Below are 14810 nucleotides of genomic sequence, written 5' to 3' on the forward strand. Positions count from 1 at the left end.
CCCCGCACGGTCGGCTGACGGTGCGGGGCTCGATAATTGGAACCTGGCAGGAGGGCGCAGCCTCAGGGCTGGGCATCCGGCTGATTGGCGGGGGCGGCCTTGATAAAGGCCTGCAGCTGCTCGCAGTTGGCGACGATGCGGTTGATGGTGGGATAGTCTTCCAGCGACATGTCGTAGCGGCGGGCGTTGTAGACCTGGGGCACCAGCATGCAGTCCGCCAGGGTCACCTCGTTGCCGACGCAATAGATGCCGGCGGTGGTCATCAACAGCTGCTCCAGCGCGCTGAAGGTTTCGTCAATCCAGTGGCGATACCAGGCCGCTTCCTGCTCCTTACCCGCCCTGAGGTGCTCTCCCAGGTAATTGAGCACCCGCAGGTTGTTGAGGGGATGGATGTCGCAGGCGATCATGTTGACGATCTGGCGTACCCGGGCCCGCTCCTCGGGGGCGGACGGCATCAGCGGGTGAGCGGGGTAGGTTTCGTCGAGGTACTCCATGATGGCCACCGACTGACCCACCTGCACCTCACCATCCACCAGAAACGGCACCAGCCCCTGGGGATTGAGCCGGCGATAGGCCTTCTCGCGCTGCTCGCCCTGCCGCAGATTGACCGGATGCTGCTCGTAGTCGAGCCCCTTGAGCTGCATCACGATCCGTACCCGATAACTTGCCGATGAACGCCAATATCCAAACAACTGCAACATACTTTGTCCCTGTGTTGACAGGTGCATGGACACCTGCCGCTCACCCGTCGGCCTCGTGTCCATGCCGGCCCCTTCACTTCGTCTGACTGGCGTCTGCCGGCGTGACCCGCTGCAAAATGGTGCCAAACAGACTCATCCCGTTGCGATCCTGCATCGCGATGGACACTGTATCACCAAAGCGCAGAAAGGGTGTAGTGGCTTGACCTGACTCGATAATTTCCAGCATTCGCAGCTCGGCGAGGCAGGATGAGCCACGACTTCTGTCGTAGTTGGAGACGGTCCCCGAGCCGATGATGCAGCCCGCCCCGAGCGGCCGGGTCTTGGCAGCGTGGGCGATCAGCTCATAAAAGTTGAAGGTCATGTCCACCCCGGCATCGGGGGCCCCGAACAGGGCGCCGTTGAGGTGGGTCTCGAGGGGCAGATGCACCTTGCCGTCGCGCCAGTCATCCCCCAGCTCGTCCGGGGTGATGGCCAGCGGCGAGAAGCTGCTGGAGGGCTTGGACTGGAAGAAGCCAAAGCCCTTGGCAAGCTCACCCGGGATGAGGTTGCGCAGGCTCACGTCGTTGACCAGCATCAGCAGCTTGACGTGGCCGGCGGCCGCCTGCGGGCTGGTGCCCATCGGCACGTCGTCGGTGATGACGGCGATCTCCGACTCGAAATCGATGCCCCACTCCTCCGACCCCATCGGGATGGTGCCACGCGGCGGCAGGAAGCTGTCCGAGCCTCCCTGGTACATCAGGGGATCGTGCCAGAAGCTTTCTGGCATTTCGGCGCCGCGCGCCTTGCGCACCAGCTCCACATGGTTGACGTAGGCGCTGCCGTCGGCCCACTGGTAGGCGCGCGGCAGCGGGGAGAGACAGGCCGTCTCGTCGAACGGGAAAGCATCGGCGCAGGCGCCATCGTTGAGCTGCTGATAGACGGCGGTAAGCTTGGGCGCAAGCTCGGTCCACTCGTCGAGGGCCGCCTGCAGGGTGGCGGCAAGGTGCGGCACGCGCACCGCGCGGCTCAGATCGCGACTCACCACCACCAGGGCGCCGTCCCGTTTGCCATTGTTCAGGGTTGCCAGTTTCATAGGGATTCCTTTTATTTGCCGTTGGTGGCTGGTGTGAGTTCCGGGCGCAACCAGCTGGTGACGTAACGCGGATTCTCTACCCCGTCACACAGGCTGCCGACGTTGAGCGCATCGCGGGTATCGAGCATCACCGCCACCTCGTCGGTGAACTTCTTGGCGTAGGCCTGACCCGCCGCAAACGCCTTGGGATGGGGACCGTGGGTAAATCCGGCGGGATGGAAGGTGACCATGCCCCGCTCGATGTTGTCCCGGCTGAAGAAATCCCCGGCGTGATAGAAGAGCACCTCGTCGTAGTCGTCGTTGCTGTGGTAGAAGGGCACCTTGAGGGCGCCGGGATCGCTCTCGATGGGGCGCGGCACGAAGGTGCAGACCACGAACCGGCTCGCCACGAAGGTGGAGTGAGCCGACGGTGGCAGGTGGTAGCGGTGGCTCATCAGCGGGCGGATGTCCCGCCAGTTGAGGCGCACCACGCACAAGTCCCCGTGCCACCCTTGCGCATCCAGCGGATTGAACGGCCAGGTGATGACCGACACCTGGTTGTGGCGCTTCACCTGCAGCGACCAGGGACTCTCATCCTGCTGGGCCAGGAAGCGCTCGTTGATGGCCGGCACGTCAAGCGCCGCCGGGTCGAAGATGGCGTGATTGCCCACCAGCCCCTTGTCCGGCAGCTGGTAGCTGTCGTTGGTCGCCTCGATCATCAGGATGAACAGGGGCGCCGTCGGCTCGATGCGCCACATGGTGCCGCGGGGGATCACCAGGTAGTCGCCGTCGCGCAGGGTCAGGTGACCGTAGTCGCAGTAAAACTCGCCACTCCCCTCGTGGATGAACAGGAGCTCGTCACCATCGGCGTTGCGCACCAGAAACGGCATGGGCTCATGCAGGCGCCAGATGCGGTAACGGCAGTGGGGGTTGCTCAGAATATCCGGCATCACCCAGGGGGAGAGGGAGCTCACCTCCTCGCCGAGGGCGTTGAGATCGAACAGGCGCGGGCGCAGCGGCCCCTCCCAGTTGACCCAGTCGGTGGGGGCATGCTTGTGGTGCATGTGGGTGGCCGGCCCGAAAAAGCCGGAGCGGCCCAGTTCACGCTCATAGATGGCCTGCTCGGGCAGGTCGGCATGAGCCTGGCGGGAGTGTGTCCCCTCCCGGTGGGGAAAGTTAATCCAGTTACGCATTGCCAACCTCCCTTGCCTGACCGACAACCTGCACGTGGCGGCGTTCGTTACGCATCATTGAGCACCCCGCGGCGGATCTGATCCAGCTCGATGGATTCGAACAGTGCCTGGAAGTTGCCCTCACCAAAGCCTTCGTTGCCCTTGCGCTGGATGATCTCGAAGAACACCGGGCCGATGACGGTATCGGTGAAGATCTGCAGCAGGATGCCGTCCTTGGTGGGAGAGCCGTCGATGAGAATGCGCAGCTCTTTGAGCGCCGCCAGATCCTCCTGGTGCCCCTCGACCCGGCTGTCCACCTTCTCGTAGTAGGTGTCCGGGGTCGGCATGAAGCCGGTACCACGGCCGCGCAGGGTACGGATGGTGTGGTAGATGTCGCTCGACGCCATGGCGATGTGCTGGATCCCCTCCCCCTTGTACTGGCGCAGGTACTCTTCAATCTGGGACTTGTCGTCGGAGGATTCGTTGATGGGGATGCGAATTTTGCCGCAAGGGGCGGTCATGGCGCGGGAATGGAGCCCGGTCAGCTTGCCCTCGATGTCGAAGTAGCGGATTTCGCGAAAATTGCCGATCCGCTCGTAGAAATTGGACCAGACATCCATGTTGCCGCGCTGCACGTTGTGGGTCAGGTGGTCAATCTCGTAGAGCCCTGCATCCACCTCGGCCATGCGCGCCTGCCAGTCCGGATAGAAGACGAAGTCCACGTCATAGATGGAGCCCTTGTCGCCGTAGCGGTCGACAAAGGAGAGGGTGCTCTCGCCGATGCCGTAGATGGCGGGGATGTTGAGCTCCATGGGGCCAATCTTGCCGACGAACGGCTTGGCGCCCTTGGCGATGGCGTACTGCTGGGCCTTGCCGGCATCGCTCACCCGAAACGCCATGCCGCAGACGCTCGGCCCATGCAGGCTGGCAAACTGCTCGGCCTGGGAGTGGGGCTCGGCATTGACCACGAAGTTGATGTCCCCCTGACGGTAAAGCCAGCACTGCTTGTGCTTGTGCTTGGCCACCTCGGCAAAGCCCAGCGAGACGAACAGCGCCTTGAGGGCGGCAATGCCCTTGGCATCGGGCGCCGTGTACTCGACGAATTCGAAACCATCGGTGCCGAGCGGGTTGATGGTGTGAGTACGGGCAGAAGAAGTGGTCGTCATGATGCGCTCCTTGCGATTGACTGATAACGAAACGGGTCACACCGGGGCGCTGCAGGCAGCTGCCACCGGCGTTGTTAACAACTTGTTTCATTAGAGGCAGGGGCGTAGCGGAAGAAAAGAGGCGGCGTTCAGATAGTTTGGCGGGGGGCGGCGCCAAAAGATGTAAATAGATTGTGACATTTAAGCCGCAGCCTTGTGGCGCGCTCGGTGGCGACCCACAAGGCTGTCAGTTTTGCCTTACAGGGACCAGTATCTGGGCTCGATGCGGGGCAGTGACTGCCTCGCTCGTTGCAGCCGCGCCGGGGGGGGGTTGATGAGCCAGGCCGCCTGCCCCTCTGCCAGCAGTGGCAAGTCGTGCAGGCTGTCGCTCAGGGCCAGGGTGGCGCCGAGGGCCTGGATCTCGGGCAGGATCTTGTGGCGGCCGTGACAGTAAAAACGTGGCATCAGGCCGCCGAGGCGATAGTGCATGCGCGACCCCAGAATGCGATGAGGCTGCTGGCCGGGCAACTGCTGATGGAGCTGACCCCGCACCAGGGCGCGGGGGCTGGCGGAGAGCACCCAGCAGCGCTGCCCTTCGGCCAGCAGCAGGGCGCGCGCCTCCTGAAACAGCCCAGGTCTCGTGCGGCAATAGGCCCGCACCAGCCGGCGCCACGCCAACGGCGAGAGCCCGAGGGTGATAGCCCACCAGATCAGTGAAATGCCGCGCCGACGCTGGCTTGGCAGCAGATAGACCAGCCCCCCCAGCGCCATCACATGCCACAGCAGCAGCGGCCAGATGCGGCGGCGCAGGATGAAGCGCAGCAAGCCAGCATGGCTGTCATCCGGTGCCAGGGTGTCGTCAAAATCTGCCAGGATCCAGCCGCTGGCGGGCAGATCCGAGGCCCCTTGCATGGCAGCCCCCTTCATTCGGCCAACCCCGCGATGGCGGCGTGCAACTCGGGCAGCACAAACAGCGTGCCTTCGTCGGGTGGGCAGACAAAGTCGAACGCCTCCCCCGCCAGGGTGAAGGCGAGGCGCCAGGCATGCAGATAGCCGCGATCGGCCGCCGTGCCGCCGTAGCGCTCATCCCCGAAGATCGGCGCCCCCACGCTCTTCAAGGCCACCCGGATCTGGTGGGTCTTGCCGGTCTGAGGCTTGATGCGATAAAGGCGCAACCCCTCGCGCACCGAGACCGAGTCGAACCAGCTGATGGCGGGGTTGTCGAGTGTGCGGGTCAGCATCCAGCTGCCCCCCCGCCCCTTTTGCATGTCCCCCTTCACCCAGCCCTGTTTCTTCTTCGGCTTGCGATCGGAGAGGGCCAGATACTGCTTGCTCACCTCCCGCGCGGCAAAGGCCATGCTGAGGGCCCGGTTGGCCTCGGTGGTGCGCGCCAGCAGCACCAGTCCGGAGGTCATCTTGTCGAGCCGATGCACCGGATAGAGCAGCAGACCCGTGTCAGCCTTGACCCGGCTGACCAGGCCCGGATGGAGCAGACCGGACTCGTCGGTCTCGTCGTGCATGCCGAGCCCGGGTCCCTTGTTGATAACCATGAAATCTTTGTGCTGCGCTAGTATCCGGTACATCAATAACCCTTTAGAATGTTTTTAATTACAAGAAGATGACCCTGCGGGGTCGCACCCCATGAACACTCAGAACAAGACTCGCACGGATGAAGAGATGCTTGCTTTGGCTGCTGCTGATCGGTATCAGCCATGCTGTTCCCCTGCGGGCCAGCGAATCCCCCCTTGAAGCCCCGGAGCGGGTGGTGCTCCAGTTGCGCTGGCTGCACCAGCCCCAGTTCGTTGGCTATCACATGGCCAAGGCCAAAGGCTTCTATGCCAGTGCCGGGCTGGACGTCGAGATACGGCCCGGCGGCAAGGGCATCAGCCCGGTAGAAGAGGTGCTGAGCGGACGAGCCGACTTCGGGGTCGGCAACACCGAGGTGCTGACCAGCTATGCCAACGGCAAGCCGCTGCTGGCGCTCGCCAGCGTCTATCAACACTCGCCGTCCATCTTTCTGGCACGCCGTGACAGCGGCATTCTCACCGTTGATGACATGCGTGGCAAACGGATCATGATGTTTTCGGCCCATCAAGACGCCGAACTGCTGGCCACCCTCTTCTATCAGGGGCTGAGCGAGCGTCAGCTCATCCCGCTGCCCACCTCGGTCAACATCGAGGATCTCATCGAGGGCCGGGTCGACATCTTCAATGCCTACCTCAGCAACGAGCCCTTCTATCTGGAGGAGCGCGGCATCCCCGTCTCCGTCATCAATCCGCGCAACTACGGCATCGATTTCTACAGCGACATCCTGTTCACCACCCAGGCCCAGGAGCACGCCCATCCGGATCGGGTGGCCCGCTTTCGGGCCGCCAGCCTGGCCGGCTGGCGCTATGCCCTGGCCCACCCGCAGGAGGCCATCTCCCTGCTGCGCAAAGAGTATGGCGTCAACCGCAGTCAGGCCCACATGGAGTACGAGCTGCAGGTGAGCAAGGAGATGATCCAGCCGCTCTATGTGGAGATCGGGTATATGAATCCTGACCGCATGGCCCACATCATGCAGCAGCTGGTGGAGATCGGGTTGGTGCCAAAGCCGGTCTCCTTGAGCGACTTTCTCTATCAGGCCCCCTCCGAGCAGTGGATCTTCTGGCGCCCCTGGTTCCTGCTGAGCCTGGCAGCCAGCGTGCTGATCATGCTGCTGGCCCTCTATCTATTGATGTGCAACCAGCGGCTCAACCGCGAAATTGCCCTGCGCCGTCAGCGGGAAGAGGAGATCTGGCAGTTGGCCCGCCGCGACCCCCTCACCAACCTGCCCAACCGGCTGAGCCTGATGGAGCGGCTCGATGCCCAGGTCAAGGGGCTGGCGCCAGGCTGCCTACTGTTTTGCGATCTCAACGACTTCAAGCAGGTCAACGACAACTTCGGCCACAGCCACGGCGACGCCCTCCTCTGCCAGCTGGCGGAGCGGATCAGCCGCAGCCTCGGGCCGCAGCACTTCTTCGCCAGGCTGGCCGGCGACGAGTTCGTGTTGCTGTTGCCGGGCCATGATCAGGCGCAGGCCGACGCCATCGCCGAGCAGATCAGGGCCACCATGCAACCGCCATTCGAGGTGGAGGGAGTCCCGCTGTCGGTCGGCATCAGCGTCGGCATCAGCCAGTACCAGCCGGGCTGGCGCCCAGAGCAGTGGTTGATCCAGGCCGACCGCGCCATGTACCACGACAAGGGGAACCCGCTGGGCCAGGCTGCGATCTGATCGATACGCCTGAGAGAACAAGGCCACCCGTGGGTGGCCTTGTTGTTGTATGGATGTCAGCGGCGGCTAGCCGAAGGTCTGCCCCAGGGATTTGAGCTGTCTGGCCTTGGTCAGCAGGATCTCGCTCGACTCGTCCACGTCCTGCATCTTGTTGCTGTTGGCGTGGGAGTGCTGGGAGATGAGGTTGACGTTCTGGCTGATATCCTCCACCACCGCCTGCTGCTGCTCCGCCGCCGCCGAGATCTGGGCCGAGAAGTCCATCACCAGCTCGATCTCCGCCAGCACCTGATGCAGGCTGTCCGACCCCATCCGGGTCATCTCCACGCAGGCCTGGGTCTGTTGCAGGTTGTTCTGCATCATCCCCTTCCAGCCGTTCAAGGTACGCTGGATCTGGCCGATGCTGCCCTGGATCTGTTCGGTGGCCTTGTGGGTGCGGGTAGACAGGGTGCGCACCTCGTCAGCCACCACCGCAAAGCCGCGCCCCTGCTCGCCAGCCCGCGCCGCCTCGATGGCGGCGTTGAGCGCCAGCAGGTTGGTCTGATCGGCGATGCCCTGGATCTCCCCCATCAGCACCCCGATGCGATCCGACTCGCTGGCCAGCGCCACCGCCGAGGCAAAGGCGTGCTCCGCCTCCTTCGCCAGATCGGTGATCTTGTGCTCGGTCTCGATCAACTGCTGATCCGTGTGCTGGCAGTGAGCCTTGGCCTCGGCGATCTGGCTGTTGGTATCCTGGATGTTGCGGGCGATCTCCTGCGCCGTGCTCGCCATCTCGGTGATGGCGGTCGCCATCTGCTGGGTCTGGGCATCCTGCTCGGCAATGTCCGAGCTAGCCTCGCTGGAGGCGCTCTTCAGATGCACCGCCAGATCCTGCAACGAGTGCGTGGCGTCGTCCACCCGGCCAAGCACGGTGCGGATACGGGCCTGCAGCAGCTTGATGTGAAAGTCGGCGATGGCGCTTGGCTCCTGCCCCGAGTAGATGAGGCGGGTCAGGCTGTCATACTCGCCGGCCAGTTGCTGCAAGTAACGGGGGGTGGTGATGAGCTCGTGGCGATAGAGCAGCCCCAGCAAGATCAGCGGCAACGCCATGTAAAGAGCGGCCCAGCCACCCAGTTCTACTGTGCCGAGCCAGGCCAGTGCCAGCAGCCCGACCACAGCCACCCCGTGACGCAGCCGCGCCAGCGAAATTCTGGGCCTGCCGCCCCCCTGCTCAGCCGCCCGCAGCCGCGCATAGGTGCGGGCAGCGATCTGCTTCATTTGAGGATCGGCGCGGCAGCGCACCGACTGGTAGCCGCTGATCTTGCCCTGCTCGAAGATGGGGGTGACATAGGCATCCACCCAGTAGTAGCGACCATCCTGGCAGCGATTTTTCACCATGCCGCGCCATGGCTGGCCCTGCTTGAGCTTGCCCCACAGGTCGGCAAATGCCGCCTTGGGCATGTCGGGATGGCGCACCATGTTGTGGTGCTGCCCCACCAGCTCGGCTCGGCTGTAACCGGCGACCCGGCAGAAGTTGTCATTGGCGTAGGTGATCACGCCCCGCAGATCCGTGGTGGACACCAGCTGTTCATCGGCGGTGAAATCCACTTCCTGATCAACTAGATGAGCTCTTTGTTCGCGCATGCAGCCCCCTCTACTGTTTTATTACTCAGTAGAGTGTTGGGAAGCAATCCACAGCTGTAAAGGCGAAATCAAAAAGAAACAGGCCGGCTGCGCGCAATCCGGCCTGATAGGGCATGAACTTTGATTTACATCAAGTTTTTCTACCCGCGTTCACACTTACTGCAGGCTGAGATGGCTGGCGATGGCCTGGTACAGCACAGGGTAGTCATCCTCGAAATGGTGGGATCCCGGCAGGGTCACCGTGGTCACGTTGGGCTGCTGCAAGTGGGGGCAGAGCCGTACCGGCGAGTCGTCTGCCGCCCCCTGCAGGCAGAGCATCGGCAGGGTGTGAATGGCGTTGACCTCGGGCTGGGTGGGATAACTGCCCGCCTTGTCGCGGGTCACCATGTCGCTGACGTGGATCTCGAAGTCGGAGGCGGTCGAGGGGGAGAGCATCACGGCCCCGATCAGGCTCTTGCGGTAGGGTTCGGGCAGCCGGTTGATGACGAAGGGCACGATCTCCGCCCCGAAGGAGAAGCCCACCAGCAGCCAGCGCTGGCGCCCCCAGCGGGACTGGTAATCGTCCAGGATCCGCACCAGATCGGCGGTGACCTGCTCTGGATCCTTCTTCTTCCAGTAGTAGGTGAGCGAGCTCCAGCCCACCACCGGCATGCCGTGCTGCTGCAACTGGGCGCTGAGCCCCTTGTCCAGCGCGGCCCAGCCGCCGTCACCGCTCAGAAACACCACCATGGGGGCACTCGAGGCTTGCGCCACCGGCAGCTCCACCAGCCCGAGATCTTCTTTCACCGGCGCGGCCGAAAGCGAGAAGGCGCAGCACGCCAGCAGCAATAACAGGATCCTCATGAACGACTCCTACTTTTTGATGAGCCCGAACGGGCCTCGGCTGATCAGGGAGATCAGGTTGGTCAGCACCCGCGGCAACACCAGCTTGCTGGCGCAGAGCAGGTAGCGCGGCTCCCAGTCCGGCGAGAACTTCTCCTTGTAGCGCCTGAGCCCCTGAAAATTGTAGAAACGGCTGCCCCGGGTGAAGATGGTGTTGCCAAGCTTGGTCCAGTAACCGCTCAGGGGGTGATCGTTGAAGCCGGACATGGGCGCCATGCCGAGGTTGAAGCTGGCGTAGCCCTCGCCCTTGCCCCACAGCAGCAGCTCGACGAACAGGAAATCCATGATGGGGGCCGTGCCCGTGTCCAGGCTGTAGCGCATCAGGTCGATGGAGAGGCTCGCCTTGTTGTCGCTGACCCAGAGGTTGGCAAAGCCGACGATCTGACCCTCGTGCCACACCAGGGCGGCCGGGCTCAGACTGAGATAGGCCGGCTCGAAACTGCCCACCGAGAAGCCCTTCTCCTTGCCCTGCTTGCTCTGCAGCCAGGTGTCCGACACCTCCTTGAGGCGGGGCAGCAGCGCAGGCACGCACTCCGGCGCCACCACCTCGAACGACAACCCCTCCCGCTTGCCCTTGGCATGGCTCTGGCGCAGGTTGCGCAGCCGGCTGCCGGCCAGCTCGAAGGCTGCCAGATCGACGATGGCCTCCTCCCCCAGCTTGAACGGGATCAGTCCCAGCTCCAGATAGAGCGGCAGGTAGCGGGCCGACACCTGGTAGAACACCGGGCTGGCATCGTGCTGGTCGCACAGCTCGCGAAACTGCCAGAGCAGCTCCTCGATGAGCTCAGACTGACCGATGGGATCTCCCATCACGATCCAGCCATTGCCCTCGACGCCGTACATCAGAAACGCCTCGCCGCCGGGGTGAAACAGCAGCGACTTGTCGCCAAGCTGGGCCAGGTAACCGTGACCGCCCCCCTCGCGCAGCACCAGGGCATGAGCACGGGCCAGCTCGTCCGGCTCCGGCTTGCGCCCGGAGACCCGTAGCGGCGCCAGCAGCTGGGCTACCCCCACCACCGCCAGTACCGCCACCACGCTGCCCATGGCCCGCAGCCCGCGGGAGGCAGCGCCATGGGGCGAGAAGTGGAACCAGAGGGCGTGGTCATATTCCACCTGACGGTAGGAGAAGAGCAGCAGCCAGAGCGCCCCCAGCAGCACGGCCCCCACCGAGATGAGCCAGCCCGGGGTGAACTGGGCGTGCAGCAGGGAGCCCTTGCGATAGAACAGTGATCGGCAGGGGGTGATGATGAGCAGGAACAGCCCGAGCAGCAGGGCCGACTCCCAGTCGAACCCCTTGAGCAGGGAGAAGATCATCCCCAACCCCAGCAGCAGCTGGGTGATGCGAAACGCCGCATCGTGGCGCCGGTAGAGGCTGCGAGCCAGCAGGATCAGCAGCACACCGCTGACGCTGCCCAGCACATGGGAGAGCTCCAGCAGGTGCAGCGGCAATACCTGCAGGAACATCTCGATGCGCCCGCGCATGGTGGGGATCATCCCCGAGCAGAGCAGCAGACTGCCCGCCGCGAACGCCCCCAGGCTGATGAGGGCCGGCAGGAACTCGCGCACCGCGCTCATGATGCCCTGCAACCGGCTCCAGCGCGCCTTCTGCTGCAACAGCTCCTGGCTGGTGAACAGCAGCAGGGCGCACAGGAAAGGCAGCACATAGTAGATGCAGCGATAGAGCAGCAGGGAGGCCAACAGCTTGTCCACCGGCAGGTATTTGGCCAGCAGCAGGCTCATGCTCGCCTCGAACACCCCGATCCCGCCGGGCACATGGGCCAGCACCCCGAGGAAGCTGGCCAGCACGAAGGCACTGAGCAGCACCGGATAGGAGACGCTGTCCGCCGGCAGCAGCACATAGAGCACGGCGGCGGCGGCCATCCAGTCCAGCAGCGCCACCAGCAGTTGCAGCAACCGGGTTCTGAATACCGGCAGCACCAGCTCGTGGCCGCGCCAGACCAGCACGGGCTTGGGCCAGAACAGGTAACCAAGCACCGCCAAAAGCGCCAGCCCCCCCGCCAGGTTGAGCAGTTGATCGGCCCACAGCGGCCAGTCCGGCAACAGGGTGGTGGCCTGCCCCACCAGCAGGGCCGAGCCCCCCCAGGCCAGCAGGCCGAGGAAGAAGGTCACCGAGCAGAAGAGAATGATCCTGGCCACCTCCCCGGTGTTGAGCCCGAGGGCCGAGTAGATGCGATAGCGCACCGACGAGCCGGTCAGCAGGGCGAAACCCAGGGTATTGGAGAAGGTGTAGGCGATAAACGAGGTGACCCCCACCTGCTGCCAGGGCAGCCGCTTGCCGAGGGCATGCACCGCCAGCATGTCGTAGCAGCAGAGACAGCCATAGCTGAGCAGGGTCAGCAGCAGGGCCCCCCCCAACAGCGGCAGCGGCAAAGACCAGATGGCCAGCCGGATGTCGTGCCAGTGCCAGAGGTGGGTCAAACGATAGAGGACGACCAGCGCCGCCCCCAACAACAACAAGCTACATAACGGGCCTAACCAGATAAACAGATGACGCCGCATTGCCAATCCCTACCGACGCGGCTCATGGCTGCCTGCGTCATGTTGCTGAACATTGCACCGATGGCGGGCAGTGCCCCTGGCACGTACTCGCCCCTTGCTCTTTGATTGCTGTGTGATGCGCCATGACGGACGAGCCCGGAAGGTGAGCGTGACGGCCTGTTCCTCCGGCAAACCAGCGCGCCCCAGCATGGCATCCCACTTTATATCGACTCTTTTGCAAAAGACGAGTCTCGCCGCGAAAATAAATTACTCAGCCCTGGCCGGATTAATTCCCCGGCGACACAGGCCCGCATCCCGCCATCGCTCTGAACAATTAATAAACAGAAACATCATACACCAGATAAAGGGATCCGCCCGCCCCATCTGGTCGGTGCGACAAGTCGCTCAAAGGATAATCATAGTGGCGCGCTAAAATAAAAAAGGGGAGCCTGGCTCCCCTTTATCTCACTATGGTGTTATTGCACGCTGCGACACTGGCTGAAGATATCCAGCGGCTGTTCATATACGGCCGTATTCACATCCCAGATCCCCAACATGGAGGAGAATAGGTTGTCATGAGAATAACGGGTATTGGCCGCCTTCTGCTGCAAACAGTCTAGGTTCATCCCCTTCTCTTTGGCAAAACCCGATGACATCCACACCTGCATGGGGACCCGGGTCTGATCATCCGGCGCAAATTTATAAGGGGTGCCGTGCAGATAAAGTCCCAATGCCCCCAGTGACTCACCGTGGTCGGAAATATAGACCAGCGCCGTATTGTATTTGTCCTCGTACTTTTTCAAGCGCTCGATCATGCTGGCAATCACATAGTCGGTATAGCGAATGGTGTTGTCGTAGGTATTCTCCAGCTCCTGATCGGTGCAGTTCTCGATGTCGCTGCGCTGGCAATCCGGCAGGAAGTGGCGGTGCGAGCCCGGATAACGCTTGTAATAGGTCGGGCCATGGCTGCCGATGAGGTGGAAGCCCACCAGCTTGTCCCCCTTCATGCCCGCCAGTTCGTCGTCCAGCCCCTCCAGCACCACCCCGTCATAACAGGTGTTCTTGTCGCAGAACTTGGGGTGATCCTTGGGGTTGACCACCATGTTGGGCACCCGATCGCACACCCCTTTGCAGCCGCCGTCGTTCTCCTTCCAGAAGATGGAGACGCCGCTCTTTTGCAGCACATCCAGCAGCCCTTCGCTGTTGCGGGCCTGGTTGCCGTCGAACTGGTTGCGCCCCATGTTGGAGAACATGCAGGGCACCGAGACCGCGGTCGCCGTGCCGCAGGAGCGCACGTCGTTGAAGGAGATGATCCCCGCCTGCTTGCTGGTGAAGGGGTTGGTCTCCTTGTGATAGCCGTTCATGGAGAAGTTCTTGCCGCGCGCCGTCTCCCCCACCACCAGGAACATCATGGTCGGCTTGTCCGCACCGGCCACCCGCCTGGCGTCGTCGCCCAGGCGCTGGAACGGCACCGGCTCTGTCAGATAGCGTTTCTGCAGATACCTGGCGGTGCTGTACATGTAGTTGGCCGGCACTATCTCCCGGTTCAGGGTCTGGTTGTTGCGCCCGACCGAGGCGTAGTCCTGGTAGTAGGCTGCGGCGATGAGCCCCAGTACCACGAGGGAGGCCAGCATGGAGAGCCCGCGCTGCAGCAGCCCCTGATACCATCTGGCCGGATACTCTATCTTGACGAAGAACAGCAGCACCGCTGGCAATACCCCGGCCAGCAATACCCAGATCACAATGGGCACGCTCAGATAGGAGTGCGCCTCGCTCTGGTTGGTCTCAAAGATGTTCTGGATCATGTCGCCATCAAACAGCACCTTGTATTTCATCATGGTGTAGCTGGCAATGGCACCCGTGATAAACAGAAAGGCAAAGAAAGGCTTGATGAAATAACGTACAGAGAATGGCATGAAGACAAAGTTCAATGCCGCAACCAGCACGATGGGAATAGAGATGGCAAACCCGATTTTAAAATGTTCAAGCTGCGTCAATATTTCATAAAAATGCAGCAATACTGGCCAGTTCAGCAAGAAGGCAAAGATGAATGCCAGCAAAAACACAAATGGAACAATTCTTATTCTAAGAAAAGAAGGCATGTATATCTCCCTGTTACACTTCTTTATTACACCTTGAAATACCTGCTCCGGAGTCGACACGCCGATATTTGGCGCCGGATATTAACAGTGTGTTGAAAACACCAAATGCGATATTTTCAGATATTTTCAGATATTTTCAATAATGTGATAAATATCAACAATCACAGCAAACCGACAGCCTAACCGGCAAAACTTAAGGAAGAATTAAGCAATCCGTGTTATGTGATTGCTCAAAAAACCGGCTCGCTGTCATATTGAATGACAACGCCCTCCCATCGGCACGTCGTTACCACCATTTTTCAGGTCCCTCTCCCGCGCTTAAGTTTTGCTTAAGAGTGCTCGGCGACGCTGTCTCCTGACGAGTCCTCGTCATACGACAGATACG

11 protein-coding genes are annotated in these 14810 nt (G+C 62.2%); 1 reads left to right on the forward strand and 10 read right to left on the reverse strand.

Annotated features, from left to right (window positions below; genetic code table 11):
• Positions 1–62: 62 nt before the first annotated feature.
• From maiA to I6L33_RS17930, 6 genes are all read right to left on the reverse strand, one after another.
• Positions 63–701, reverse strand: a complete 639-nt coding sequence (gene maiA, locus I6L33_RS17905) for a maleylacetoacetate isomerase (protein ID WP_041203201.1) — start codon at positions 699–701, stop codon at positions 63–65.
• 73 nt (positions 702–774) lie between these two features.
• The gene (locus I6L33_RS17910) at positions 775–1773 is read right to left on the reverse strand and encodes a fumarylacetoacetate hydrolase family protein (RefSeq protein WP_216973039.1); all 999 of its coding nucleotides are present in this window, start codon (positions 1771–1773) and stop codon (positions 775–777) included.
• Between the two features lie 11 nt (positions 1774–1784).
• Entirely contained in the window at positions 1785–2945 is a 1161-nt protein-coding gene (locus I6L33_RS17915; RefSeq protein ID WP_216973040.1) for a homogentisate 1,2-dioxygenase, read from the reverse strand.
• Between the two features lie 47 nt (positions 2946–2992).
• Positions 2993–4090, reverse strand: coding sequence for a 4-hydroxyphenylpyruvate dioxygenase (gene hppD, locus I6L33_RS17920; RefSeq protein ID WP_005302356.1), 1098 nt, complete (start codon positions 4088–4090; stop codon positions 2993–2995).
• A gap of 237 nt (positions 4091–4327) precedes the next feature.
• Complete coding sequence (locus I6L33_RS17925; RefSeq protein ID WP_216973041.1) at positions 4328–4996, reverse strand: HAD family hydrolase; 669 nt, start codon at positions 4994–4996, stop codon at positions 4328–4330.
• Positions 4993–5652 carry a TIGR01621 family pseudouridine synthase gene (locus I6L33_RS17930; RefSeq protein WP_216973042.1) on the reverse strand — a complete coding sequence of 220 codons (660 nt, stop codon included), beginning with the start codon at positions 5650–5652 and terminating at the stop codon, positions 4993–4995. The genes I6L33_RS17925 and I6L33_RS17930 overlap by 4 nt, the downstream gene beginning before the upstream one ends.
• An 86-nt stretch (positions 5653–5738) precedes the next feature.
• Here I6L33_RS17930 and I6L33_RS17935 point away from each other — a divergent pair, with 86 nt between their 5' ends.
• Positions 5739–7322 carry a GGDEF domain-containing protein gene (locus I6L33_RS17935; protein WP_216973043.1) on the forward strand — a complete coding sequence of 528 codons (1584 nt, stop codon included), beginning with the start codon at positions 5739–5741 and terminating at the stop codon, positions 7320–7322.
• A 66-nt stretch (positions 7323–7388) separates the two neighbouring features.
• Here the strand turns inward: I6L33_RS17935 and I6L33_RS17940 are convergent, their stop codons facing one another.
• The 4 genes from I6L33_RS17940 to I6L33_RS17955 form a co-directional block, all read right to left on the reverse strand.
• Complete coding sequence (locus I6L33_RS17940; RefSeq protein ID WP_216973044.1) at positions 7389–8942, reverse strand: PAS domain-containing methyl-accepting chemotaxis protein; 1554 nt, start codon at positions 8940–8942, stop codon at positions 7389–7391.
• Between the two features lie 156 nt (positions 8943–9098).
• A complete protein-coding gene (locus I6L33_RS17945) occupies positions 9099–9785 on the reverse strand; it encodes a virulence factor (RefSeq protein WP_216973045.1) in 687 nt (228 codons plus the stop codon).
• Between the two features lie 9 nt (positions 9786–9794).
• Positions 9795–12344, reverse strand: a complete 2550-nt coding sequence (mprF, locus tag I6L33_RS17950; RefSeq protein WP_211029994.1) for a bifunctional lysylphosphatidylglycerol flippase/synthetase MprF — start codon at positions 12342–12344, stop codon at positions 9795–9797.
• 455 nt (positions 12345–12799) lie between these two features.
• Positions 12800–14425, reverse strand: coding sequence for an MCR-3-related phosphoethanolamine--lipid A transferase (locus I6L33_RS17955; RefSeq protein WP_216973046.1), 1626 nt, complete (start codon positions 14423–14425; stop codon positions 12800–12802).
• Positions 14426–14810 lie beyond the last annotated feature (385 nt).

Source organism: Aeromonas sp. FDAARGOS 1403, assembly GCF_019047325.1.
Taxonomy (GTDB): Bacteria; Pseudomonadota; Gammaproteobacteria; order Enterobacterales; family Aeromonadaceae; genus Aeromonas; species Aeromonas dhakensis.

Bases quoted from the DNA above. Each gene is read 5' to 3' on its own strand.
- maiA (WP_041203201.1), bottom strand. From the start codon at position 701: ATGTTGCAGTTGTTTGGATATTGGCGTTCATCGGCAAGTTATCGGGTA.
- I6L33_RS17910 (WP_216973039.1), bottom strand. From the start codon at position 1,773: ATGAAACTGGCAACCCTGAACAATGGCAAACGGGACGGCGCCCTGGTG.
- I6L33_RS17915 (WP_216973040.1), bottom strand. From the start codon at position 2,945: ATGCGTAACTGGATTAACTTTCCCCACCGGGAGGGGACACACTCCCGC.
- hppD (WP_005302356.1), bottom strand. From the start codon at position 4,090: ATGACGACCACTTCTTCTGCCCGTACTCACACCATCAACCCGCTCGGC.
- I6L33_RS17925 (WP_216973041.1), bottom strand. From the start codon at position 4,996: ATGAAGGGGGCTGCCATGCAAGGGGCCTCGGATCTGCCCGCCAGCGGC.
- I6L33_RS17930 (WP_216973042.1), bottom strand. From the start codon at position 5,652: ATGTACCGGATACTAGCGCAGCACAAAGATTTCATGGTTATCAACAAG.
- I6L33_RS17935 (WP_216973043.1), top strand. From the start codon at position 5,739: ATGAAGAGATGCTTGCTTTGGCTGCTGCTGATCGGTATCAGCCATGCT.
- I6L33_RS17940 (WP_216973044.1), bottom strand. From the start codon at position 8,942: ATGCGCGAACAAAGAGCTCATCTAGTTGATCAGGAAGTGGATTTCACC.
- I6L33_RS17945 (WP_216973045.1), bottom strand. From the start codon at position 9,785: ATGAGGATCCTGTTATTGCTGCTGGCGTGCTGCGCCTTCTCGCTTTCG.
- mprF (WP_211029994.1), bottom strand. From the start codon at position 12,344: ATGCGGCGTCATCTGTTTATCTGGTTAGGCCCGTTATGTAGCTTGTTG.
- I6L33_RS17955 (WP_216973046.1), bottom strand. From the start codon at position 14,425: ATGCCTTCTTTTCTTAGAATAAGAATTGTTCCATTTGTGTTTTTGCTG.